The 22,889-nt window shown below is 72.6% G+C and carries 26 protein-coding genes and 1 pseudogene; 19 read left to right on the forward strand and 8 right to left on the reverse strand.

Annotated features, from left to right (window positions below):
- The first annotated feature begins 2 nt into the window (after window positions 1–2).
- From KM427_RS03985 to ccsB, 5 genes are read left to right on the forward strand one after another with little or no spacing between them, the layout of a single operon-like run.
- The gene (locus KM427_RS03985) at window positions 3–686 is read left to right on the forward strand and encodes a histidine phosphatase family protein (RefSeq protein WP_183592724.1); all 684 of its coding nucleotides are present in this window, start codon (window positions 3–5) and stop codon (window positions 684–686) included.
- Window positions 683–1,264 (forward strand): TlpA disulfide reductase family protein, encoded by a 582-nt coding sequence (locus KM427_RS03990; protein ID WP_183592725.1) that lies wholly within the window; start codon window positions 683–685, stop codon window positions 1,262–1,264. Before KM427_RS03985 ends, KM427_RS03990 begins: the two co-directional genes overlap by 4 nt.
- On the forward strand, window positions 1,257–2,018 hold the full coding sequence (locus KM427_RS03995; protein ID WP_183592726.1) for a cytochrome c biogenesis CcdA family protein: 762 nt from the start codon (window positions 1,257–1,259) through the stop codon (window positions 2,016–2,018). Before KM427_RS03990 ends, KM427_RS03995 begins: the two co-directional genes overlap by 8 nt.
- Window positions 2,015–3,589, forward strand: a complete 1,575-nt coding sequence (gene resB / locus KM427_RS04000; RefSeq protein WP_215526333.1) for a cytochrome c biogenesis protein ResB — start codon at window positions 2,015–2,017, stop codon at window positions 3,587–3,589. Before KM427_RS03995 ends, resB begins: the two co-directional genes overlap by 4 nt.
- The gene (gene ccsB, locus KM427_RS04005) at window positions 3,586–4,596 is read left to right on the forward strand and encodes a c-type cytochrome biogenesis protein CcsB (protein ID WP_183592728.1); all 1,011 of its coding nucleotides are present in this window, start codon (window positions 3,586–3,588) and stop codon (window positions 4,594–4,596) included. Before resB ends, ccsB begins: the two co-directional genes overlap by 4 nt.
- A 28-nt stretch (window positions 4,597–4,624) precedes the next feature.
- On the opposite strand, the gene KM427_RS04010 is transcribed toward ccsB, so the two are convergent.
- Window positions 4,625–4,834: a hypothetical protein gene (locus KM427_RS04010; protein WP_215526334.1), complete on the reverse strand. Its 210-nt coding sequence runs from the start codon at window positions 4,832–4,834 to the stop codon at window positions 4,625–4,627.
- Window positions 4,835–4,877: 43 nt separating this feature from the next.
- Between KM427_RS04010 and KM427_RS04015 the strand changes: the two genes are divergently transcribed.
- On the forward strand, window positions 4,878–5,138 hold the full coding sequence (locus KM427_RS04015) for a DUF4229 domain-containing protein (protein WP_183592729.1): 261 nt from the start codon (window positions 4,878–4,880) through the stop codon (window positions 5,136–5,138).
- Between the two features lie 19 nt (window positions 5,139–5,157).
- On the opposite strand, the gene KM427_RS04020 is transcribed toward KM427_RS04015, so the two are convergent.
- Complete coding sequence (locus tag KM427_RS04020) at window positions 5,158–6,033, reverse strand: 1,4-dihydroxy-2-naphthoate polyprenyltransferase (protein ID WP_215526335.1); 876 nt, start codon at window positions 6,031–6,033, stop codon at window positions 5,158–5,160.
- A gap of 44 nt (window positions 6,034–6,077) precedes the next feature.
- On the opposite strand from KM427_RS04020, the gene KM427_RS04025 reads away from it, so the two are divergent.
- The 3 genes from KM427_RS04025 to menD are packed head-to-tail and all read left to right on the forward strand — an operon-like array spanning window position 6,078 to window position 9,600.
- Complete coding sequence (locus KM427_RS04025) at window positions 6,078–7,061, forward strand: AMP-binding protein (RefSeq protein WP_252275039.1); 984 nt, start codon at window positions 6,078–6,080, stop codon at window positions 7,059–7,061.
- A 17-nt stretch (window positions 7,062–7,078) separates the two neighbouring features.
- Window positions 7,079–8,038: an o-succinylbenzoate synthase gene (locus KM427_RS04030; RefSeq protein WP_221199826.1), complete on the forward strand. Its 960-nt coding sequence runs from the start codon at window positions 7,079–7,081 to the stop codon at window positions 8,036–8,038.
- Window positions 8,035–9,600, forward strand: a complete 1,566-nt coding sequence (gene menD / locus KM427_RS04035; protein ID WP_215526337.1) for a 2-succinyl-5-enolpyruvyl-6-hydroxy-3-cyclohexene-1-carboxylic-acid synthase — start codon at window positions 8,035–8,037, stop codon at window positions 9,598–9,600. Before KM427_RS04030 ends, menD begins: the two co-directional genes overlap by 4 nt.
- A gap of 81 nt (window positions 9,601–9,681) precedes the next feature.
- Here menD and KM427_RS04040 read toward each other — a convergent pair whose 3' ends face one another.
- Window positions 9,682–10,353 carry a hypothetical protein gene (locus KM427_RS04040; protein WP_215526338.1) on the reverse strand — a complete coding sequence of 224 codons (672 nt, stop codon included), beginning with the start codon at window positions 10,351–10,353 and terminating at the stop codon, window positions 9,682–9,684.
- 50 nt (window positions 10,354–10,403) lie between these two features.
- On the opposite strand from KM427_RS04040, the gene KM427_RS04045 reads away from it, so the two are divergent.
- Window positions 10,404–12,269 (forward strand): Na+/H+ antiporter, encoded by a 1,866-nt coding sequence (locus KM427_RS04045; protein ID WP_215526339.1) that lies wholly within the window; start codon window positions 10,404–10,406, stop codon window positions 12,267–12,269.
- On the opposite strand, the gene KM427_RS04050 is transcribed toward KM427_RS04045, so the two are convergent.
- Genes KM427_RS04050 through KM427_RS04060 form a run of 3 tightly spaced genes read right to left on the reverse strand, consistent with a single transcriptional unit; the run spans window position 12,270 to window position 14,772 of the window.
- Window positions 12,270–13,106, reverse strand: coding sequence for an NAD(P)H-binding protein (locus KM427_RS04050; RefSeq protein ID WP_215526340.1), 837 nt, complete (start codon window positions 13,104–13,106; stop codon window positions 12,270–12,272).
- Entirely contained in the window at window positions 13,103–14,281 is a 1,179-nt protein-coding gene (locus KM427_RS04055) for a cytochrome P450 (protein ID WP_215526341.1), read from the reverse strand. The genes KM427_RS04050 and KM427_RS04055 overlap by 4 nt, the downstream gene beginning before the upstream one ends.
- Window positions 14,278–14,772, reverse strand: a complete 495-nt coding sequence (locus KM427_RS04060) for a GNAT family N-acetyltransferase (RefSeq protein WP_252275041.1) — start codon at window positions 14,770–14,772, stop codon at window positions 14,278–14,280. Before KM427_RS04060 ends, KM427_RS04055 begins: the two co-directional genes overlap by 4 nt.
- Before the next feature lie 48 nt (window positions 14,773–14,820).
- Between KM427_RS04060 and KM427_RS04065 the strand changes: the two genes are divergently transcribed.
- Complete coding sequence (locus KM427_RS04065; protein WP_215526342.1) at window positions 14,821–15,456, forward strand: MBL fold metallo-hydrolase; 636 nt, start codon at window positions 14,821–14,823, stop codon at window positions 15,454–15,456.
- A gap of 80 nt (window positions 15,457–15,536) precedes the next feature.
- On the opposite strand, the gene KM427_RS04070 is transcribed toward KM427_RS04065, so the two are convergent.
- Window positions 15,537–16,763 (reverse strand): isochorismate synthase, encoded by a 1,227-nt coding sequence (locus tag KM427_RS04070; protein WP_215526343.1) that lies wholly within the window; start codon window positions 16,761–16,763, stop codon window positions 15,537–15,539.
- A gap of 64 nt (window positions 16,764–16,827) precedes the next feature.
- On the opposite strand from KM427_RS04070, the gene KM427_RS04075 reads away from it, so the two are divergent.
- Complete coding sequence (locus KM427_RS04075) at window positions 16,828–17,457, forward strand: hypothetical protein (RefSeq protein WP_215526344.1); 630 nt, start codon at window positions 16,828–16,830, stop codon at window positions 17,455–17,457.
- Between the two features lie 29 nt (window positions 17,458–17,486).
- Here the strand turns inward: KM427_RS04075 and KM427_RS04080 are convergent, their stop codons facing one another.
- Window positions 17,487–18,317, reverse strand: coding sequence for a L,D-transpeptidase family protein (locus tag KM427_RS04080; protein WP_215526345.1), 831 nt, complete (start codon window positions 18,315–18,317; stop codon window positions 17,487–17,489).
- 144 nt (window positions 18,318–18,461) lie between these two features.
- On the opposite strand from KM427_RS04080, the gene KM427_RS04085 reads away from it, so the two are divergent.
- The 7 genes and pseudogenes from KM427_RS04085 (at window position 18,462) to KM427_RS04115 (ending at window position 22,889) form a co-directional block, all read left to right on the forward strand.
- On the forward strand, window positions 18,462–19,151 hold the full coding sequence (locus KM427_RS04085) for a demethylmenaquinone methyltransferase (RefSeq protein ID WP_215526346.1): 690 nt from the start codon (window positions 18,462–18,464) through the stop codon (window positions 19,149–19,151).
- 192 nt (window positions 19,152–19,343) lie between these two features.
- Window positions 19,344–19,694, forward strand: coding sequence for a hypothetical protein (locus KM427_RS04090; RefSeq protein WP_215526347.1), 351 nt, complete (start codon window positions 19,344–19,346; stop codon window positions 19,692–19,694).
- On the forward strand, window positions 19,661–20,263 hold the full coding sequence (locus KM427_RS04095) for a hypothetical protein (protein WP_215526348.1): 603 nt from the start codon (window positions 19,661–19,663) through the stop codon (window positions 20,261–20,263). The genes KM427_RS04090 and KM427_RS04095 overlap by 34 nt, the downstream gene beginning before the upstream one ends.
- A 134-nt stretch (window positions 20,264–20,397) precedes the next feature.
- Window positions 20,398–20,820: pseudogene (locus tag KM427_RS04100) on the forward strand (class I SAM-dependent methyltransferase); the annotation flags it as partial.
- Between the two features lie 399 nt (window positions 20,821–21,219).
- The gene (locus tag KM427_RS04105) at window positions 21,220–21,579 is read left to right on the forward strand and encodes an NADH-quinone oxidoreductase subunit A (RefSeq protein ID WP_183592742.1); all 360 of its coding nucleotides are present in this window, start codon (window positions 21,220–21,222) and stop codon (window positions 21,577–21,579) included.
- A 45-nt stretch (window positions 21,580–21,624) separates the two neighbouring features.
- Window positions 21,625–22,179, forward strand: a complete 555-nt coding sequence (locus tag KM427_RS04110) for a NuoB/complex I 20 kDa subunit family protein (protein ID WP_215526349.1) — start codon at window positions 21,625–21,627, stop codon at window positions 22,177–22,179.
- Window positions 22,176–22,889, forward strand: coding sequence for an NADH-quinone oxidoreductase subunit C (locus KM427_RS04115; RefSeq protein ID WP_215526350.1), 714 nt, complete (start codon window positions 22,176–22,178; stop codon window positions 22,887–22,889). The genes KM427_RS04110 and KM427_RS04115 overlap by 4 nt, the downstream gene beginning before the upstream one ends.

A 22,889-nucleotide genomic window follows, 5' to 3' on the forward strand; every position in this document is an offset into this window, starting at 1 on the left:
CCGTGACCCAGACCCCCGACACCGTCGTGCACCTGCTCCGGCACGGCGAGGTCCACAACCCCGAGGGCGTGCTCTACGGCCGCCGCGACGGCTTCCACCTCTCCGACCTCGGCAACCAGATGGCCCGACGGGTCGCGGAGGCGATCGGCGGGCGCGACATCGTGCACCTGCGGGTCTCGCCGCTGGAGCGGGCCCAGGAGACGGCGCGGCCGCTGGCCGAGGCGCGCGGCCTGGAGATCGTGACCGACGAGCGGGTCATCGAGTCGACCAACCGGTTCGAGGGCGTCAGCTTCGGCGAGGGCGCGATGACGATCCTCAAGCGCCCCCGGCTCTGGCGGCACCTGTGGAACCCGCTCACGCCCTCGTGGGGCGAGCCCTACAAGCAGGTCGTGGCGCGGATGATGGCGGCCGTCGAGGACGCCCGACGCGACGCGGACGGGCACGAGGCCGTGATCGTCTCCCACCAGCTGCCGATCTGGATCACCCGGCTGCACGCCGAGAAGCGCTCCTTCCTCCACGACCCGCGCAGCCGCCAGTGCACGCTCTGCTCGCTCACCTCGTTCCACTTCGTCGGCGACCGGATCACCCAGGTCAGCTACTCCGAGCCCGCCGGCGATCTGATCCCGACCAAGGACCGCAAGGCGCCGTTCTCGGCCGGCGGAGCACCCGAGGAGCGGCGCCCGTGAAGCGACTCCTGGCCGGCCTGGCCGTGCCGTTGCTGCTGGCCGTGACCGGCTGCACCTCGCTGCAGGGTGCGGGAGACAAGGGCTTCGTCACCGGCGACGGCACGATCCGCACCGTCGCGGCGGCCGATCGCGCGGACGCCGTGGAGCTCACCGGCGAGGACCTCGACGGCAACCCGCTCGACATCGCCGACTTCCGCGGCAAGCCGGTCGTCGTCGTCGTGTGGGGGTCGTGGTGCACGCCCTGCCGGGTCGAGGCGCCGGATGTCGTGGACGCCGCGGAGGAGATCGGCGCCGACGCCCAGTTCGTCGGCATCAACCTGCGCAACTCCTCGACCGCCGAGGCCCAGGCCTACGTGCGGACCTACGGCATCACCTACCCGTCGTTCTACTCTCCGGACGGCAAGGCGATGCTGCAGTTCCAGGGCACGCTCGGGCCGCGCACCATCCCGGCCTTCGTGATCCTCGACGAGGAGGGTCGGATCGCCGCGAGCATCATCGGCAAGCTGCCCTCGAAGCGGACGCTCGTCGACCTCGTGAGCGACCTGGACGCCCCCGCCCCGCGGTCGGCCGATGGTTGATTGGTTCCGGGAAACCGCGCTCTCCGGTTCCCTCGCGCTGGCCGTCCCGGTCGCGATCATCGCCGGGCTGGTCTCGTTCTTCTCGCCGTGCGTGATCCCGCTGCTGCCCGGCTACCTGTCCTACGCCACCGGCCTCTCGGGCGCCGACCTCGCCAACGGCGTCGCCGGCACCCGGCGCGGCCGGATGTTCCTGGGCTCGGTGCTCTTCGTGCTCGGCTTCGCGACCGTCTTCGTCCTGCTCGGGACGCTCAGCGGCGCGGTCGGCTCCTGGCTCATCGAGTGGGAGCGCCAGCTGACCATCGTGCTCGGGCTGCTGGCGATCGTGCTCGGCCTCGTCTTCGCGGGCTGGCTGCCCTTCCTCAGCCGTGAGTGGCGCGTGCACAAGGTGCCGGCCGTCGGCCTCGGGGCCGCTCCGCTCCTCGGCTTCCTCTTCGGCCTCGGCTGGCTGCCGTGCACCGGCCCGACGCTGGCCGTCATCAGCACGCTCGCGATCACCGAGGGCACGGCCGGCCGGGGGGCGTTCCTGCTCGCGTTCTACGCCCTCGGCCTCGGCATCCCGTTCGTGATCGCCGCCCTCGCCTACGAGAAGGCGCTGTCCGCCATCGGGTGGATCCGCCGCCACCAGGCCTGGGTGATGCGGGCCGGCGGCCTGATGCTGATCGCCGTCGGCGTGCTGCTGCTGACCGGCTGGTGGAGCCAGGCCGTGACGTGGACGCAGATCCAGCTCGTCGGCACGACGGAGACCGCCCTGTGAACACCGCCCTCTCCACCCGTCCCCCCGAGGACGACCGCCGGCCCGGTGACCTGACCTTCCGCGAGCTGCTGCGCTGGACCTGGCGCCAGGTCACGTCGATGCGCACCGCGCTCGTGCTGCTGCTCCTGCTGGCGCTCGCGGCGATCCCGGGCTCGGTGATCCCGCAGGAGGGCGTCGACGCCCTCAAGACCTCCAACTGGCAGGACGACCACCCCAAGCTGACGCCGATCTACGAGCGGCTCGGGCTGTTCTCGGTCTACGACTCCCCGTGGTTCTCGGCGATCTACATCCTGCTGATGATCTCGCTGGTCGGCTGCATCGTGCCCCGCACCGTGCACTACTGGCGCGGCCTGCGCGCCCAGCCGCCGAAGGCGCCTCGCAACCTGACCCGGTTGCCGGACCACGCGGCGTACACGACGACGGACGCCCCCGACGAGATCCTCGAGCGCGCGCGTGCCGCGCTCAAGCGGCGCCGTTACCGGCTGATCGACGGCGACGACTCGATCTCGGCGGAGCGCGGCTACCTGCGCGAGGCCGGCAACCTGGTCTTCCACCTGTCCGTGCTGGTGGTGCTGGTGGGCTTCGCGCTGGGTGGGCTGTTCGGCTACAAGGGCGGCGTGATCCTGCTGATCGGCAACGACTACGGGTTCGCCAACAACCTGACCCAGTACGACGAGTTCAACCCGGGCAGCCTCTTCCGTGCCGACGAGATGGAGCCCTTCTCGTTCAAGATCGACGACTTCGACGTCGACTGGCTCACCACGGGCCCGCGGGCCGGCCTGGCGCGCGGCTTCGAGTCCCACGTGACCTACCAGACCTCGCCCGACGCACCCGAGAAGTCCTACAACCTGCGGGTCAACCACCCGCTGTCCATCGGCGACACCGACATCTTCCTGATCGGTCACGGCTACGCGCCGGTCATCACGATCCGGGACGGCAACGGCGACGTGGTCACCGACGGGCCGACGATCTTCCTGCCCACCAGCCAGAGCCTGCAGTCGATCGGCGTCGTCAAGGCGCCGGACGCCAACCCGACCCAGATCGGGCTCGAGGGCGAGTTCTACCCGACGGTGGCGTTCTCCAAGCAGACCGGCAGCTACTACTCGCTGCTCGGCAAGCCGCTCGACCCGATGGTCTCGATGCTCGTCTACACCGGCGACCTGGGCATGAACGACGGGACCCCCCAGTCGGTCTACTCCCTCGACAAGTCCCGGACGACGATGCTGACGAAGAAGGACGGCACGCCGTACCGCATCGACCTGCGCGAGGGTGAGAGCGTCGAGCTGCCCGACGGACTGGGCACGGTGAGCTTCGACGGTCTCGAGCGCTGGAACAAGATCCAGATCAGCCAGACCCCCGGCAAGTGGATCGCGCTGGCCGGTGTCGTGCTGTCCCTGATCGGCCTGCTGGGCTCGCTGTTCATCCGTCCTCGGCGGGTCTGGGTTCGTGCCCGGCGAGACGGGGACGGCACACTGGTCGAGGTGGCCGCCCTCGACCGCTCCGGCAGCGGAGACGTCGCGGCCGTCGTCGACGAGCTCGTCGAAGCCCTGCAACGAGAGGACCGGTCGTGACCGACGCAGCGTGGGAGAGCCTCAGCAACCAGGCGGTCGCCGCCGCCGGACTGCTCTACTTCCTGGCGCTCCTGGCGCATCTGGTCGAGTGGGCGTCGCTGCGCAAGGTCCCGGTGGCGGCGGGGGCGGTCGCCCGCGACTCCGTCGACATCCCGGGCGGCGTCGCGGTCGCCACCGGTCCCGAGGACGCCGCCGTCGAGGGCCGGGTCCGGCGTACGGCGCTGTTCGGCCGCCTCGGCTACCTGATCACCTGGATGGCCGTCGTCGTCCACCTCGTGGCGCTGGTCGCCCGGGGCATGGCCGCGGACCCCAACCGGGTGCCCTGGGGCAACATGTACGAGTTCACGCTGGCCGGCACGTTCGTGGTCGCGGCGCTCTACGTCGTGCTCTACCGCAAGCTGCGGCTCGCCTGGATGGCGCCGATCGTGCTCGCCTTCGTGCTCAGCGTGCTGATGGTCGCGGTGATCTGGCTCTACTCGCCGGTCGCTCCGCTGACCGAGGCGCTGTCGTCGTACTGGTTGGTCATCCACGTCGTCTCGGCGATCGTCGCCACCGGCGCGTTCACGCTCGGCGGCATCACCTCCGCGCTCTACCTGGTCAAGGCCCGCTCGCTCGCGAAGAAGGGCCCCCAGCAGGCGGGCTACGTCGCCCGGCTGCCGCAGCCCGAGGCGCTGGACCGGGTGTCCTACCGGCTGCACGCGTTCGGCTTCCCGGTGTGGACCTTTGCGGTGCTGATCACCGGCCCGATCTGGGCGCACCAGGCCTGGTCGTCGTACTGGAACTGGGACCCCAAGGAGGTGTGGGCGTTCATCACCTGGGTGGTCTACGCGGCGTACCTCCACGCCCGCACCACCGCCGGCTGGAAGGGCCGCAACGCCGCGATCCTCGCGCTCGTCGGGATGGCCACGCTGTGGTTCAACTTCATCGGGATCAACTACTTCTCGAGCACCTCGCAGCACTCGTACGCCGGGGGCGCGGCGCAGATCGAGGTCGTCCCGCAACGCTGAGCCCGCAACGCTGAGCGGGCCCGACCCCTCAGCCGGCCTCGGGATCCTCGGGGTGCCGGCGCCTGCGGTCGAGGTCGCGCAGGAAGTCCGGGTCGTCGTCGGGCCCGATGACGCGGGGCGGCTGCGGCCGGCGCGGCCGGGGTCGCGGCAGCGGCGCGCCGCCACGGCCCTGGAGCGACCGGGTCGTCAGGTAGACGGCGATCGCGACCAGGATCACGACGAGCAGGAACTTCAGCACCCCTCCAGCGTAGGACCTCCCTGGTCACGCCTACCCTGAACCCGTGAAGGAGTTCTGGATCTACACCCTGCTGCGTCTCGTGCTGTTCGCGAGCTCGTTCGGCGTCGTCGTCGGTGTGTGGTTCCTCATCGACGGCCAGGTGCCGGTGCTGTGGGCGGTCGTCATCGCGTTCCTGCTCAGCGGGGTCGGCTCCTACTTCCTGCTGAACCGCCCCCGCGAGGCGCTGGCCCGCCGGGTGCAGGACCGCGCCGACCGGATGACCGCCCGGATCGACGAGATGCGCTCCAAGGAGGACGCGGACTGAGCCGGTCGCCCTCTGGTGGTCACGAGCAGGCGAACAGCGCCGCGGCGACCAGGACGGCCCAGAGCAGCTCGGCCTGGCCGGTCTGCTGCAGCACGCGGATCAGGCCCGGGCCGGTCGCGCCGCCGAGCACGGTGCGCGTCGCCGGGAGGGCGAGCAGCAGGAAGCCGAGGCCGATCAGCGCGCACCACGAGGTGAGCGCGGCGACGCCCACCACGGCGGCGGCAGCAGCGGCCACGAGCGCGGCGTACAGCCGTCGGGTCCGGCGATCGCCGAGCACGACCGCGAGCGTCCGCTTGCCGGTCACCGTGTCGGTGGGGATGTCGCGCAGGTTGTTGGCGACCAGGATGGCGCAGGCGAGTGCGCCCACCCCGACGGCCGCGGCGAGCGCGGCCCACTCCCAGGTCTCGGTCTGCACGTACGTCGTGCCGATGACCGCGACCAGCCCGAAGAACACGAAGACCATGACCTCGCCGAGGCCGAGGTAGCCGTACGGCCTGGATCCGCCCGTGTAGAACCATGCGGCCAGCACCGACACCAGGCCGACCGCCACCAGCCACCACGCCGTGGTCGCGGCCAGGGCCAGCCCGGCGACCGCGGCGACGCCGAAGGCCAGGAACGCGGCCCGCTTGACCGCCGCCGGTGACGCGACCCCGGAGCCGACCAGTCGCATCGGTCCGACCCGGTCGGCGTCGGTGCCGCGGATGCCGTCGGAGTAGTCGTTGGCGTAGTTGACCGCCACCTGGAGCGCCAGCGCCACGACGAGGGCGAGCAGCGCCTTCCACCACGCGACGCTGTCGACGTAGGCCGCGACACCCGTGCCGGCCAGGACGGGGGAGACGGCTGCGGGCAGTGTGCGGGGACGAGCGCCGGCGAGCCATTGAGCAGGAGATGCCACGACCGGAGATTCAAGCAGTCCGGCCGGGCACTAGCCTCGACCGGGTGGAGGACGTGCACCGGATCGCGGCCTGGCTCGAGGCCGACGACCCCGCGCCGTGGATCGTCGAGACCTCGGGCTCGACCGGCCGGCCGAAGCGAGTCGTGCTGTCCCGCGGCGCCGTGCTCGCGTCGGTGGCCGCGAGCGCGCGCCGGGTCGGCGAGTCGGGGCGCTGGCTGCTCGCGCTGCCCGTGGCGTACGTCGCCGGCCTGCAGGTCGCCTGCCGGTCGCTGGTCGCCGGCCACCCGCCGGTGCTGCTCGACGACCACCCGTCGTTCGCCGACGCGACGGCCGCGCTCGGGGCCGGGCCGCGGTTCGTCTCGCTCGTGCCGACCCAGCTGCACCGGCTGCTGGAGACCGACCTGTCGTCGCTGCGCAGCTTCCACACCGTGCTGCTCGGCGGCGGCCCGATCGACCCCGGGCTGCGGGCCCGGGCGGCGGAGTCCGGGGTCCGCGTGGTCGCGACGTACGGCTCCGCGGAGACGGCCGGCGGCTGCGTCTACGACGGCCACCCGCTCGACGGCGTCGCCGTCGCGCTCGGTCCCGACGGGCGGATCCGGATCGCCGGCCCGACGCTCTTCGACGGCTACGACGGCGACCCGGAGCTCACCGCCGAGGTGCTCGTCGGCGGTTGGTTCCTGACCGCCGACGCCGGTCGACTCGACGACGACGGCCGGCTGCAGGTGCTCGGACGGGTCGACGACGTCGTGGTCAGCGGGGGCGTCAACGTGCCCGCCCCGGCGGTCGCCGCCCGGCTGCGCGAGCACCCGGGCGTCCGCGCGGCCGAGGTGCTCGGCGTGCCCGACGAGGAGTGGGGCAACCGGCTGGTGGCCTTCGTGGTGGGCGGGGTGCCGCTCGCGGAGCTCCGCGCCTGGGTGGCCGAGGCGCACCCGCGGTCGTGGGCGCCGCGCCAGCTCGTCACCCTCGACGCGGTCCCCCTGTTGCCCAACGGCAAGCCCGACCGGCTGACGCTACGGGGCCTGGTGTGAGGGTCTGGTCGCTGCCGATGCGCACGCGCTTCCGCGGGATCACGGTGCGCGAGGGCGTCCTCCTCCGCGGCTCCGGGGACTCCGGTGGGCACGGCTGGGGCGAGTGGAGCCCGTTCCTGGAGTACGACGCAGCCGTCGCCGAGCCGTGGCTGCGCTGCGCGGAGGAGGCGGCCGCGGGGGACTGGCCGGCGCCGGTCCGCGACTCGGTGCCGGTCAACGTCACCGTGCCCGCCGTCGGCGCCGAGCAGGCGCACGCCGTCGTCGCCCGTGGCGGCTGCCGCACCGCCAAGGTGAAGGTGGCCGAGCCGGGCCAGACGCTCGCCGACGACCAGGCCCGCCTGGAGGCCGTCCGCGACGCCATCGGCCCGGACGGCCGGGTGCGCATCGACGTCAACGGGCTCTGGGACGTCGATACCGCGGTCGCGTCGATCGCGGTGCTGGACCGGGCCGCCGGCGGCCTGGAGTACGTCGAGCAGCCGGTCGCCACCGTCGAGGACCTCGCCCGGGTGCGCCGCGCGGTCGACGTGCCGATCGCCGCCGACGAGTCCATCCGCCGGGCCGACGACCCCTACCGGGTGCGCGACCTCGACGCCGCCGACGTCGCCGTGCTCAAGGTGCAGCCGCTCGGCGGGGTGCGCGCCTGCCTGCGGATCGCCGAGGACATCGGCCTTCCCGTCGTCGTCTCCTCGGCGCTGGAGACCAGTGTGGGCATCGCCGCCGGGGTCGCGCTGGCCGCGGCGCTGCCGGAGCTGCCGTACGCGTGCGGGCTCGCAACCGTTCAATTGCTGAGTCATGACCTCGCCGCCGAGCCGCTGCTGCCCGTCGACGGCGAGCTGCCCGTGCGGACGCCGGTCGTCGACGAGTCGCTGCTCACGACGTACGCCGCCGCGCCCGACCGGGTCGCGCACTGGGAGGCCCGCCTGGCCGAGGTGCTGGCCCTGAGAGACGACCGAGTGCGGCAGGATCGTCGTTCGTGACCTCCACCGATCTGGCCCGCACGGTGCTGACCGCCCTGATCGAGGCCGGGGTCACCGAGATCGTGGTCGCTCCCGGCTCGCGCAACGCGCCGCTGTCGTTCGCGGCGTACGACGCGGCGGCCGCCGGGCTGGTGCGGCTGCACACCCGCATCGACGAGCGCAGCGCCGGCTTCCTCGCGCTCGGGCTCAGCAAGAACCACCACCGTGCCGCCGTCGTCTGCACGTCCGGCACCGGCGTCGCCAACCTGCACCCGGCCGTCCTCGAGGCCGCGCACGCCGACGTCGACCTGGTCGTCGTCACGGCCGACCGGCCGGCCCGGCTGCGCGGCACCAACGCCAACCAGACGACCGACCAGATCGGGATCTTCGGACGCCTGGTGCCGACCCAGGACGCGTCGGTCTCGATCGACCTGGGCACGACCGGCCCGGTGCACCTCAACGTGCCGCTCGACGAGCCGCTGGTGCCCGACGACCGGTGGACGCCGTCCGTCACGCCGGGCTCGCCGGCGCAGCGGGTCCGACCGGCCGTGCACGTCGCGCTCGAGCCCGGCCCGCGCACGGTCGTGGTCGCCGGCGACGACGCCGGTCCACCCGCGCGGGTGCTCGCCCAGGACGGCGGCTGGCCGCTGCTCGCCGAGCCCTCCAGCGGCTCCCGCACCGGAGACAACGCGATCCGCACCTACCGGCTGCTGCTCGGGTCCCCACTCGGCGAGCGGATCGAGCGGGTGGTCGTCTGCGGCCATCCCACCCTGTCGCGGCCGGTCAGCCGGCTGCTCGCCCGCGCCGACGTGCAGGTGATCGACACCCCGACGCGGGGGGTGTGGGCGGAGCGGCCGTTCCCGGTCTCCGAGCGACTGCCGGTGGTGCCGTCGGCGGCCGCCGCCGACAGCACCGGCTGGCTGGACGAGTGGCGCGCGGCCGACCGCTCGGTCTCGCGCCGGCTCGACGCGCTGCTCGCCGCCGAGCCCGACCTCACGCCGCACGAGGTCGTCGGCGCGGTCGCCCGCGCCCTGCCGCCCGGCGGACTGCTCACCGTCGGCGCCTCCAGCCCCATCCGCGACCTCGACCTGATGGTGCCGCACTACGAGGTCGGCGTACGCCGCAAGGTGATCGCCAACCGTGGCCTGTCCGGCATCGACGGGGTCGTCTCGACGGCGATCGGCGCGAGCCTCGCCCGGCCGGAGAGCACCCGGGCGCTCGCGCTGGTCGGCGACGTGACGTTCCTGCACGACGCCAACGGCCTGGTCATCGGCCCGGGCGAGCCGGTGCCCGACCTGACGATCGTGGTGGTCAACGACGACGGGGGCTCGATCTTCACGATGCTCGAGCAGGGGGCGGAGCGGTACGCCGCGCAGTACGAGCGGCTCTTCGGCACCCCGCACCGCGTCGACCTCGCGGCGCTGTGTGCGGCGACCCGCACCCCGCACCTGCGGGTGGGGTCGCTGCCCGAGCTGGAGCAGGTGCTGGCCTCGCCCAACGGCGGCATCGAGGTCGTGGAGGTCGTCGTGCGCCGGGACAACCGGCGCTCCCTCGACGAGCGGATCCGGGCGCTGCGACCCTGAGGCCGGCACCGCGTGTCGGTCCGGTGTTGGCTGGGCGGCGGTGAGCAGGCAACCGTTTGTTCCGGGCAGAAGGTTGCCTGCTCACCGCCCACCCGCCGCCCGCTCGACCAGTGCCGCGATCGTCGCCGCCACCTCGCCCGGCGCGACCAGCTGGTGCAGGTGCCGGCCGGGGATCGCGGCGACCGGCCAGCCGCGCCCGGTCGCGGCGGCGATCTCGTCGGCGTAGGTGTCGCCGAAGGCCAGGTAGGCGCTCGGCCGCTCGGCCCAGCCGGAGGGCACCGGCAGCCGGGGGGTGAAGTACGTCAGCGGCAGCCGCGGCTGCTCCGCCTCGACCGCCGCCCGCGTCGCCGCATCGGGGAACAGGCCGTCGACGTCCGCGGCGTCCCACCACCGTGTCCACGGCGGGAGGAGCCGGTCGTCGCGCACCAGACCGCTCACGAACTCCAGGAACGCCGGCGGCGCGAGGGCCACGGAGTCCCCGGAGTCTCCGGAGCCGGGGAGCGCGGCGTCGACGTACACGGTCGCCACCGCGCCGAGCCGCTCGGCCAGCAGCGGTGCGTAGAGCCCGGCGTTGCTGTGGGGCACCAGCACGAGGTCGTCGAGGCCCTCGGCCGCGCGCTCGTACGCCGCGAGCACCTGCTCAGGTCGGGTCGCGCCGGCGGGGTCCGCCACGGGCGCACCCAGCAGGCGGGCCACCGGCGCCCACGACGCCGGGCCGAGGAGCGGGCTGGGCAGCAGGAGGAGATCGACCACGAGGAGCACGCTACGTAGCGGGCTCGGCGTCCCCCGGGAACAATGGCGCCGTGGATGTCGCCTTCCTGCTTGTCGCACTGGCCGTCTGCGTGCTCACGGGAGTCGTCGTCGCCGATCGGGTCAAGGTGCCGGCGCCGTTGCTGCTGGTCGTGGCGGGAGTGGCCGCGTCGTTCCTGCCGTTCGTGCCGCAGCTCCACCTCGAGCCCGAGGTCGTGCTGTTCGGGCTGCTGCCGCCGCTGCTCTACTCCGCGGCGATCACGTCGTCGCTGGGGGACTTCAACGCCAACCGGCGGTCGATCCTGCTGCTCTCCGTCGGGCTCGTGCTGTTCACGACCGCGGGCGTCGGCTGGCTCGTCCACGCGATGGTGCCGGGCATCTCGTGGCCGATCGCCCTGGCCCTCGGTGCGGTCGTCGCACCGCCGGACGCGGTCGCCGCGACGGCGATCGGCCGCAACATCGGGCTGCCCCGGCGGATCGTGACGATCCTCGAGGGGGAGTCGCTGTTCAACGACGCGACCGCGCTCGTCTCGCTGCGTACGGCGCTGGCCGCGGCGGCGGTGGGGGTCGAGGCCTGGAGCGTCGGCTGGGACTTCGTGGTCGCCGCCGGCGGCGGCGTGCTGGTCGGGCTGGTCGGGTTCGCGGTCGTCGGCTGGCTGCGCAAGCGGATCACCGAGCCGGTGCTCGACGTGGGGCTGTCGTTCGTGATCCCGTTCGCGTGCTTCCTCGCCGCCGAGCGGATCCATGCCTCCGGCGTCGTGTCCGTCGTGGTCGCGGGCCTGCTGCTCGGCCACAAGGCCCCGATCCTGCAGACCGCGCAGTCGCGGATCGCGGAGCGGATCAACTGGCGCACGATCGCGTTCCTGCTCGAGAACGCCGTCTTCGCGCTGATCGGGCTCCAGGCCCAGTGGCTGCTCCAGGACCTCGCCGACAGCTCGCTCTCCGGCGCCCGGATCGTGGCCGTGTGCGTCGCCACCGTGGTGGCGGTGATCGTGCTGCGGCTGGTGTGGGTGTTCGTCGCGCGCTACGCCCTGGTGCGCCCGGGGCGCGACCCGGTGACCGGCCAGGTGCCGTCGTGGTCGTTCACGTTCCTGCTCGGCTGGGCCGGCATGCGCGGCGTCGTGACGCTGGCGGCGGCGTTCCTGATCCCCGAGGACACCGAGCATCGCGAGGTGCTGCTGATCGTCGCGTTCGCCGTCGTGGCCGGGACGCTGCTCATCCAGGGCCTGTCGCTGCCGTGGTTCGCGCGGCGGCTCAAGGTGCCCGCCCCCGACCCGCTCGACGACGCACTTGCCCGGGCGACCCTGCTCCAGCAGGCCGGCAAGGCCGCGCTCGAGGAGCTCGAGCGGATCGAGTACGACGACCAGGCGGGCGTCTGCGACCTGATCCGGCAGCGGCTGGACCAGCGCAACTTCGCCGCCTGGGAGCGCCTCGGCACCACCGCCGACGAGGAGTCGCCGGCCGCGCTCTACTACCGGATCCGCACCCAGATGATCGAGGCGGAGCGGCGCCGGATCCTCGAGATCCGCAGGTCCGGCAACATCGCCTCGGAGGTGATCGCCGACGTGCTCGCGATGCTCGACGTCGAGGAGTCGATGCTCGACAGCGCGGAGCAGGAGCGCGACGAGGCGGCGGCCTACGCCCAGCGCCGCTGGTCGACGGGCGACAGCTGCGCCGACCTCGAGCGCTTCCCGGCGGTCGACGCCCCGCCCGCGACGTACTGCCAGGCCTGCCTCGACGAGGGCACCCGGTGGGTGGCCCTGCGGCGCTGCCTGGAGTGCGGCAACGTCGCCTGCTGCGACTCCTCGCCGAACCAGCACGCGACCCGGCACTTCCGCGAGGCCCAGCACGCCGTCATGCAGTCGGCCGAGCCCGGCGAGGACTGGCGGTGGTGCTACGTGCACCACCTGACCGCCTGATCAGGTCGCGAGCGCCTGCTCCAGGGACCGCGCCGGATGCCCGGTCAGCCGCGGCACGTCGTCGGACACCCGGGCCAGCGCGCCGTCGCGGATCGCCGTGTAGGTGCTGACCCAGGCGTCGAGCTGCCACGGTGCCGCGCCGTACCGCTCGCGACGCCAGGCGTACGCCGCCTCCTCGGACTCGTCCTCGAAGGACAGCCGGCGCCCCAGCGCCGCTCCTGCCCGGTCCGCGATCTCGGTCATCGTCAGCGCCTCCGGCCCGGTCAGCTCGTACGCCGCGCCGGCGTGCTCGGCAGGGGAGCGGAGCACCGCCACCGCCACGTCGGCGACGTCGGCGCGGGCGACCGCGGCGACCCGCCCGTCGCCCGCCGGGCCCCGGATGACGCCCGACTCGTCGGCGAAGTACGGCAGCAGGTCGCTGTAGAAGCTGTCCCGGAGGAACGTGAAGGCCATCCCGCTCGCCCGGATGGCGGCCTCGGCGTCCGCGTGGTCGCGGCCCAGCGTGAAGGTCGCGTCGGGCGCGGCTCCGGCGAACGAGGTGTAGACGACGTGCCGGACGCCGGCGACGGCGGCGGCCCGCACGAAGGTGCGGTGCTGCTCGCGCCGGTCGGCGGACTCCGCCGCCGAGACCATGAAGAGCGTCTCGACACCCTCGAGCGCCGCGACCGAGGCGTCGAGGTCGGCGTACGTGCAGGCGCGCACGTCGGTGTCGTAGTCGGGCGCCCGGGACGGGTCGCGGACCACGAGGCGCAGGTCGTTGCGGAAGTCGTCGGCCAGCGCACGGGCGACCATGCCGCCGACGGCGCCGGTCGCCCCGGTGACGGCGATCGTGCTCATGAGGACGGCGTGAAGCGGATCGGGAAGCGCAGCGCCCCGGTGTTGCCCGACACCGGCAGCCACTCGCCCGGGCCCTCGGGCACGGCGTCCGGCATCCGCCGCGCGAGCAGCGGCAGTGCGACCGCCATGTCGGTGCGCGCGACGAAGTGGCCCAGGCAGTGGTGCACGCCGGCGCCGAAGCCGTGGTGCGGCGGCCGCTGCTGGGTGATGTCGAACGCCGGGTCGGGCATCGCCGCCGGGTCGGTGCCGGCGCTGTGCGAGAGCGTCTGCACGATGCCGCCCTTCGGGATGTGCAGGCCCTGGAAGTCCACGTCCTCCAACGCCTCCCGGGTGACCCAGGTGACCGTCGGGTTGACGCGCATGACCTCCTCGACGGCGTTCTCGCCGAGGTCGGGCCGCTCGCCGAGGAGCCGCCACTGGTCCGGGTGGGCGAGCAGCGTCTGGAGCGCGAGCCCGAGCTGGTTGCGGGTGGTCTCCATGCCGGCGAAGGCCAGGAAGACGAGGGCCACGCCGAGCTCGTGCTCGCTGAGCCGGTCGCCGTCGTCGGTGGCCTGCACCAGCGTCGTGACCAGGTCGTCGCGCGGGTGCGCGCGCCGGTCGGCGACGGCCTCCTCGACGTACGCGTGCAGGCCGGTGAGCGCGGCCTCGATGCGCGGCACCTGGTTGCCGACGTCGATGGAGAACGACGCGCCGAGGTCGTCGGCCCACTGGGCGACCTGGTGCCAGTTGTCCTCGGGCAGGCCGAGCAGCACGCAGATGATCCGGGCGGCGTACGGCTCGGCGAACTCGCCGACGAACTCCACCTCGCCACGGGCGGCGAAGCCGTCGATGAGCTCGTCGGCCAGCGCCTGGAAGCGCGGCCGCATGGCCGCGATCGTCTTGTTGCGGAAGGCCGGCATCAGCAGCCGGCGGATCCGGGCGTGGTCGTCGCCCTCGAGGCTGAGCAGGGTCTCCTGCCACCAGTCGGAGAACATGCCCGAGTGGATGCCGTTCTGCGCCGGCCACCGCGCGTTGCCCTGGCGGAACCGGCGGTCGCGCAGCAGCGCGCTCACCTCGGCGTGCCGCAGCACGGCCCAGCCCCAGTTGGTCTCGACGTACCAGCTCTCGTCGCGCGCCTCGTGCACGGTCGGCGAGGTGACGTCGAACGCCGGGTCGGAGAGGTCGAAGTAGGTCATGGCGTCACCATCCTGATCTCCCAGGCGTCCAGCCCGGCGTACAGCTCACGGGATCCGTCGGGCTCGAACCCGTTGCGGCGGTAGAAGGCCCGGGCCCGCTGGTTGGCCTCCAGTACCCACAGCGAGCACGGCTCCTCGGGCCGGACGGCGTCCCAGAGGCGCTGCCCGAGCCCGCTGCCCCACCACGCCGAGCGGGTGTAGAGCGCGTAGAGCTCGGTCGACGTGGCGTGGTCCTCGTCGCGGCTGGGCCCGGCGACCGCGAAGCCGACCAGCTCACCGTCGACCTCGGCCAGGATCCGCGGCGGCCCCTCGGCCAGCTGACGGGTCCAGGCCCGCACCCAGCGGTCGGTGTCGGCCAGCCGCGCCTCGAGCAGCCCGGCGTCGACGTACGGGCCGTAGGCCTCGCGCCAGCAGGCCGCGTGCATGGTGGCGCCGGCCGCCGCGTCGTCGGGGCCGGCCGCACGCAGCACGGGCGCCTGGGTGAGGTCCACGTGAGCATCGTAGGGAGCGGATGCGCCGCCGGCGCTACCGTGGCACGCATGCGGATCACCAAGTTCGGCCACGCCTGCGTCCGGATCCAGCACGACGGCACCACGGTGGTGGTCGACCCGGGTGCCTTCACCGACCCGGCCGCGGTCGACGGCGCCGACGCCGTACTGATCACCCACGAGCACTTCGACCACTACCTGGCCGACCACCTGGCCGCCGCGGCCGCGCCGATCTTCACGATCGCGGCGGTCGCCGCGAAGATCCGCGAGGACGCCCCCGCCCTGGCCGACCGGATCACGGTCGTCGCGCCGGGGGACACCTTCGACGTGGGCCTGCCCGTGCGCGCCGTCGGTGAGCTGCACGCGGTGATCCACCCGGAGTTCCCGCGGATCACCAACAGCGGCTACGTCGTCGACGCCGGCGGCACGAAGGTCTACCACCCGGGCGACGCGCTCACCGAGCCCGGCGAGGCGGTCGACGTCCTGCTCGTGCCGTCGTCGGCGCCCTGGCTCAAGGCGTCGGAGGCGGTCGAGTTCGCCCGGGCGGTCAAGGCGCCGCGCAACCTCGCCATCCACGACCGGATCTACACCGAGGTCGCCCACGGCATCCTCGAGCAGCACATGAACGCGTTCCTGCCGAACGAGGGCCTGGAGTACGTCCGCCGCGCCGACGGCGAGGACCTCTAGGGCTGTTCCTGCGCTTCTCGGGGGTTGCAACGCCGGAGATGTGCAGGAATACCCGGTGCACCGGGTATCCCTGCACCCGGTCAACCCGCGGTCAGCGCGTCCCGCACCGGCACGAACTTCGCCTGCGCCTCGGCCAGCTCGGCCTCGGGGTCGGAGTCCGCGACGATGCCGCAGCCGGCGAAGAGGCGGACGGTCGACCCGGCGATGACGGCCGAGCGGAGCGCGATGCCCCACTCGCCGTCGCCGGTGGCGTCCATCCACCCCACCGGCCCGGCGTAGCGACCGCGGTCCATGCCCTCGATCTCGGCGATCAGGGCGGTGGCCGCCGGGGTCGGGGTGCCGCCGACGGCGGCGGAGGGGTGCAGCGCCTCGGCGAGCTGCAGCGAGGAGACGGTCGCCGCGTCGTGCACCACGCCCGCGACGTCGGTCGCGAGGTGCATGACGTTCGGCAGGTGCAGCACGAACGGCGCCTCGGGCACGTTCATCGACGAGCAGTGCGGCTCCAGGGAGTCGGCGACCGAGCGCACGGCGTACTCGTGCTCCTCGAGGTCCTTCGACGAGCGGGCGAGGGTGGCGGCGAGGGCCAGGTCGCGCTCGTCGTCGCCGGTACGCCGGATGGTGCCGGCCAGCACCCGCGAGGTGACCAGGCCGCGTTCGCGGCGCACCAGCATCTCGGGGGTGGCGCCGAACATCCCGTCGACGTGGAAGGTCCAGCACATCGGGTACTGCTCGGTGAGCCGGCGCAGCGGCCAGCGCACGTCGATCGGCTCGTCCGCGGTGACGACGAGGTCGCGCGCCAGCACGACCTTCTCCAGGTCGCCGCGTCCGATCCGCGCGACGGCGTCGGCGACCGCCGACATCCACTGCTCGCCGTTGAGGGCGCCGTCGGCGAAGCTCGCCCCCGACGGCGGGGCCGGCGGGTCGGCCGGCGCGAGGTCGGGGACCGGGTCGTCGCCGACGACCGTCAGCCAGGCCACGTCGCCGCGGCGCCCCACGACGACGCGCGGCAGGACGAGCACCGACTCGCCGGGCTCGTCGGCGAACGCGAACGTGCCGAAGGCCACCGGGCCGGTGCCCGGCTCACCGACCACGTCGTGCACGACCGCACGGGCGGTGGTCTCGCGCCACCACTTGTCGGCGTCGGCGAACCGGGTCGCGCCACGGGTGCGGACCTCGGCGGCGACACCCCAGCCGACGAGGCCGTCGGCGCGGCGCAGCCAGGTCACCGGACGGTCGGCCGGGACCAGGTCGAGGAGCCGCGTGGCCTGAGCCGAGTCGAGGTGGACCGTGCGGACGGTGAGCGTCACGGGCCGAGACTACTCACGCACCCGGCCGAAACCCGCCTCGACGGGGCAGGTAGCCTCGCGGGACGTGAGCACCCCCACGTCTACCAGCCGCACGTCGACCCTGGTCGGCATCCTCCTCGGCATCGTGATCCTCGGCGTGGTCGCGGCGTTCGCGATCGGCCTGCCGAAGGCTCAGGGCGAGGAGTCGACCCAGAGCGACATGACGCTGACGCTGCCCGACACCCTGCCGGGCGGCTACATCGCGTCCGACGACCCGAAGGCGTTCGAGGGTGGCGAGCTCGCGGAGCAGGCCGACGAGATCGTCAAGCAGGAGAAGGCCAACGCCGAGTACGGCAACCAGGTGCTGCCCGAGGTGCTCGGCCGGGCGGCCGCCACCCGCACGTACGTCGCGGACGGCGCCCAGGCGATCTTCGTGCAGGTCTTCCAGTCCGAGGGCGGCGCGTTCGCCCCGAACAACCTGCCGGACCCGGAGAACACCGGCGGCCAGGCGCCGACCGAGATGACCCAGGTCGGCGACGGGGTCTGCATCCTCAGCTTCGGCCAGGCGATGGGCGGCGACGCCGGCGAGCCGGTGTTCAGCCAGTGCCAGGTCACCCACGACGGGCTGACCGCGCAGGTCGGCTCCGGCGCGGTCTCGGCCGAGGACCTCGTCGGCATCGCCGACGACCTGCTCGACAGCCTCCAGGAGGGCTGAGCCCGGCCGCTCGCCCGCGGCGAGGACGGTCAGGACCAGTACACGACGACGGCGTCGCCGAGGCGCACCTGCCCGAAGAGGCGCTCGATGCCGTCGTAGTCGCGGATGTTCACGCAGCCGTGGGACGCCCCGGCGTACCCGACCGCGGCGAAGTCCGAGGAGTAGTGCACGGCCTGCCCGCCGGAGAAGAACATCGCGAACGGCATCGCGGATCCGTAGAGCCGCGACACGTGGTCGGCGCTCTTGAGGTAGACGTGGAAGACGCCCTCGCGGGTGGGGGTCGCGGCCGCGCCGAAGCGGGCGTCGAGCGTCTGCCGGACCCGCCCGTCGACCACCCACCGGAGCGTGGAGCTGGTCTTGTCGATGCAGAGCACCCGGCCCACCCGGCAGCGCGGGTCGAGCGCCCCCGGCGCGTTGGCGCGGTTGTGCAGCTCCGCTCGGGTCGGCTTCGCGGTCATCGCGTGCAGCCGCGCGAGCGTGCGCCGGTCGACGACTCCGGTGACCGGGATGCCGCGCTTGGCCTGGAAGCCCCGCACGGCCGTGGTGGTGAGGCGGCCGTAGAAGCCGGTCACGTCGGACTGGAACCAGTCGATCTGCCGCAGCCGCGCCTGGAGATCGCGGACCGGCCGGCCGCGGTCGCCGGGGCCGAGCAGGGTCGGCCCCGCCTCGATGCGGGGCACCCGGGCCCTGGCCGGCGGGTACGTCGTGCTCGCGGCCACCGCCGCCTCGGGGCCGGCGGTGCCGACCGCGGCCGGGCGGCCGGTCGGGCCGTCGTGGAGCGCGTCACCCGTGACGACGGCCGCCGCGCAGAGCAGGGCGGCGATCGCGAGGCCGAGCAGCAGGCGACGCACGAACAGCATGGGCACTCCTGGGGAAGTGGGAGGCGGACACGAGGGTGACGCCCCGACGGGCGCTTCGGTTGCATTCGGGCGGCGCGTCGCCCGCGTCGTGACCAACTCGTGACCGATGCCGGGGCCCCCACGCCCGGCCCGTAGTCTCTCCGCGTGGTCCGCGCAGAGCTCGACAAGCAGCCGTCCGACGTCCGTCGCATGTTCGACGCGGTCGCGCGCCGCTACGACGTCACCAACGACGTGCTGTCGATGGGCCAGGACCGCCGGTGGCGCCGGGCCGTGATCGCCGCGGTCGCTCCGCGGCCGGGAGAGCGGGTGCTCGACCTCGCCGCGGGCACCGGTACGTCGAGCCAGCCCTTCGCCGACGCGGGCGCCACCGTCGTCCCGTGCGACTTCTCGCTCGGCATGCTGCGGGTGGGCAAGCAGGCCCTGCCGCACCTGCCGTTCACGGCCGGCGACGGCACCCAGCTGCCGTTCGCCGACGAGAGCTTCGACGCGGTCACGATCTCCTTCGGGCTGCGCAACATCGTCGACCCCGAGGCCGGGCTGCGGGAGCTGCGCCGGGTCACGAGGCCGGGCGGCCGCCTCGTCGTCTGCGAGTTCAGCCATCCGACCTGGGCGCCGTGGCGCACGGTCTACCTGGAGTACCTGATGCGGGCGCTCCCGCCCATCGCCCGCGCGGTCTCCTCCGCGCCCGACGCCTACGTCTACCTGGCCGAGTCGATCCGCGCCTGGCCCGACCAGCGCGGCCTGGCCGACCTGATCGGTGCGGCCGGCTGGCAGCGGCCGCAGTGGCGCGACCTGTCGGGCGGCATCGTCGCCCTGCACCGCGCCACCCGCTGAGCCACGCCGCCACGCTGGTTGAGGTGTGAGGGCCGCGGGCGTGTCTGTCGGCATGGCCACGGGGAGTGCGTGTTGGCAAAACTCGTCAAGTTCTTCTTGACTAATCTGCGAGAAGCGCCCATGCTCCCCGGTATGACGACGCGCAGACACCTGCTCCTCTCGGGATGTGTACTGGCGGTAGTAGGTGCTGGGGTGGCATACATCCCGTCGTATGCACATGACGATCACAGGCCGACGGACGGCACGGAGTACCAGCAGCGCATCGACGAGCAGGGGAACGTCATTCCGGAAGCGCCCCACGATCGAGCAGACAAAACCGTCAGCGACCTGACTGAATTGCAGGCATTCGAGAAGCAGATCGATCCCGCAGGGATCCCCGACGTCTATGTCTGCGCCAACCTCGGCGATGCCGAGGTCACAGTGGTCTTGGGTCAGCCCGTTGAGCCCTCGGATAAGGCAGATCTGAAGTCGGGCGATGAACTGGGAGAGATCGTGCGAGGCGAAGATCGGTGCGCCGACAAGTCGATGGTGGTGGGACGCTGATGCGCGCAAGGTTGCGGGCGGCCGCCCTTCCGGTCCTGATGATGCTGGTGGCCGGCGTGTCGATCGCGGCGCCGGCTCGGGCGGACCACAGGTTGGACCAACACTGGGACCGCAACACGCCGACCGCGACAGCCGTTGCTCAGGTGTACTTCGTCGACCACACGGGCCCCAATTGGCCGGTCGCCTCGATGATAGCCGGACCGTGGGACAATCGCCCCGCCTACTATCGGCCCTACTATCTCTTGCCGGGAAATTGCACACCTAGCGCGCTTCATTGCGTCCCCGTCACGACTATCAACAATCCGGGCGTGGGTCGAGGTGTGACTACGTACAACGTGAACTGGGCGACTTTGCATATCGTGCACGGTTCCATGACAGTGGAACTAAACAATGCGTATAGTTACACCACCGCGTTACGGCGGGAGGTCACCTGCCATGAACTGGGTCACGCGACTGGCGTGCTGTGGGAGGGAAGCCAGGACGGCAGTTGTATGAAGGGCGGCGCCCCCTATGTCGACACAGCCACGCCCCACGACTACAACGTCATTGAGGCCGTTTATAACCACTAAGTGCCTCAGCGCCGGCACACGCCACGGCCAAGAGCGGCCAGGTCGGTGGTCCGAGCAGAGTTTCGACTGAGGCATTCAGGGGGTCCGCGCAGGTTCCGTCCTGTGGGCTCCGACATCGCCGGCGCGAGCACCGTAAGCCAGCCCTGCCGCACCTGCCGTTCACGGCCGGTGACGGCACCCAGCTGCCGTTCGCCGACGAGAGCTTCGACGCGGTCACGATCTCGTTCGGGCTGCGCAACATCGTCGACCCCGAGGCCGGGCTGCGGGAGCTGCGCCGGGTCACGAGGCCGGGCGGTCGCCTCGTCGTCTGCGAGTTCAGCCATCCGACCTGGGCGCCGTGGCGCACGGTCTACCTGGAGTACCTGATGCGGGCGCTCCCGCCCATCGCCCGCGCGGTCTCCTCCGCGCCCGACGCCTACGTCTACCTGGCCGAGTCGATCCGCGCCTGGCCCGACCAGCGCGGCCTGGCCGACCTGATCGGTGCGGCCGGCTGGCAGCGGCCGCAGTGGCGCGACCTGTCGGGCGGCATCGTCGCCCTGCACCGCGGCACCCGCTGAGCCGCACCGCCACGCTGGCGGAGGTGTGAGGGCCGCCCGACCCGAGACCCCGGGACGCCGGTTGAGGTGTGAGGGCCGCCAGGCCCGAGCCTCGAAACCTCGTGAGTCGAGAAGCAGCCGTCTCCGCCGTCGGCGTGCGCTGCGGTGGCGGGTGGTTTCGAGGCTCGCTGCGCTCGCACCTCAGCCACCCCCATCCTCCGAATTAAGGCACGCTCCCATGCGCTAAATGCGCAGGTCAGGCGCCGATTCCGGGACCGATGGCGGCAACCCGGTCGCCGGGGTCCCCCGGGGGTGCAGCGGCGTTTTCGAAGTGGTTAGATGGCCCCCGGACCACTTAGTGATTCCATTCACAAGGTCACAAGACGGCCCGGGAAAGACGGTCCGGAAGAGAGGCGAAGCATGGAGCTCTACACGCCGGTCCTGGCGTTGGCCGTCCTCGCGGGGGCGTTCGCGGTCTTCTCCGTGATCATGAGCGCGGTGGTGGGGCCCAAGCGCTACAACCGGGTCCGCCTGGACTCCTACGAGTGCGGCATCGAGCCCACGCCGCAGCCGCTCGGCGGTGGCCGCTTCCCGGTGAAGTACTTCATCACCGCGATGCTCTTCATCGTCTTCGACATCGAGATCATCTTCCTCTACCCCTGGGCCGTGCAGTTCGACCAGCTGTTGCTCTTCGGGCTCGCCGAGATGGTCCTCTTCATCGCCACGGTCTTCATCGCCTACGCCTACGTATGGCGCCGCGGCGGCCTGGACTGGAACTGAGGCCCGCGATGTCGCCCTGCCCGCCCTCAGCTGGAGGAGATGTTCATGGGAATTGAGGAGAAGCTCCCGAGCGGCGTCCTGCTGACGACCGTCGAGGGCGTCGCCGGCTACATGCGCAAGGCGTCGTTCTGGCCCGCGACCTTCGGTCTGGCCTGCTGCGCCATCGAGATGATGACCACCGGCGGCCCGAAGTACGATCTCGCCCGCTTCGGCATGGAGGTCTTCCGGGCCAGCCCGCGCCAGGCGGACCTGATGATCGTGGCCGGCCGGGTGAGCCAGAAGATGGCCCCGGTCCTGCGCCAGATCTACGACCAGATGCCGAACCCCAAGTGGGTGCTGGCGATGGGCGTCTGCGCGAGCAGCGGCGGCATGTTCAACAACTACGCCGTCGTCCAGGGCGTCGACCACGTCGTGCCCGTCGACATGTACCTGCCTGGCTGCCCGCCGCGTCCCGAGATGCTCATCGACGCGATCCTCAAGCTCCACGACCAGGTGCAGAACACCAAGCTGGGCGCCAACCGGGCGCGTGAGGTCGAGGAGCTCGAGACGCAGGCGCTGCGCGCGCTCCCGACCTCGGAGATGAAGGGACTGCTGCGGTGAGCGAGAACGACCACACCGACCAGACCCCCGAGAACGTCCCCGCCCAGGCGGGAGAGGTGCACGAGGTCGGCGTACGCCACGGGATGTTCGGCGTCCGCGGCTCCGGCGACACCAGCGGGTACGGCGGGCTCGTCAAGCCGATCCTCTACCCGGGTGACGCGCAGCGCCCCTTCGGCGGCTGGCACGACGAGGTCGCCGACGCGCTCGAGCAGGCCGGCCGGGCGGCGGGTCTCGAGGTGGCGACCCCGCGGGTCGTGATCCACCGTGGCGAGATCACCTTCCACGTCCGCCGCGAGGACCTGCTGACCGTGGCGCAGGTGCTCCGCGACGACGAGCGGCTGCGCTTCGAGTTCTGCTCCGGCGTCAGCGGGGTGCACTACCCCGACGACACCGGCGCGGAGCTGCACGCGGTCTACCACCTGCTCTCGATGACCCACAACCGCCGGATCCGGCTCGAGGTCACCGCGCCCGACAGCGACCCGCACATCCCGTCGATCGTCTCGGTCTACCCGACCAACGACTGGCACGAGCGCGAGACCTTCGACATGTTCGGCATCGTCTTCGACGGCCACCCCGCGCTCACCCGCATCCTGATGCCCGACGACTGGCCGGGCCACCCTCAGCGCAAGGACTACCCGCTGGGCGGCATTCCCGTGGAGTACAAGGGCGGCAGCGTGCCGCCGCCCGACCAGCGACGGAGCTACAACTGA

The sequence above is a fragment of the Nocardioides sp. LMS-CY genome, assembly GCF_018732145.1.
GTDB lineage: Bacteria > Actinomycetota > Actinomycetes > Propionibacteriales > Nocardioidaceae > Nocardioides > Nocardioides soli.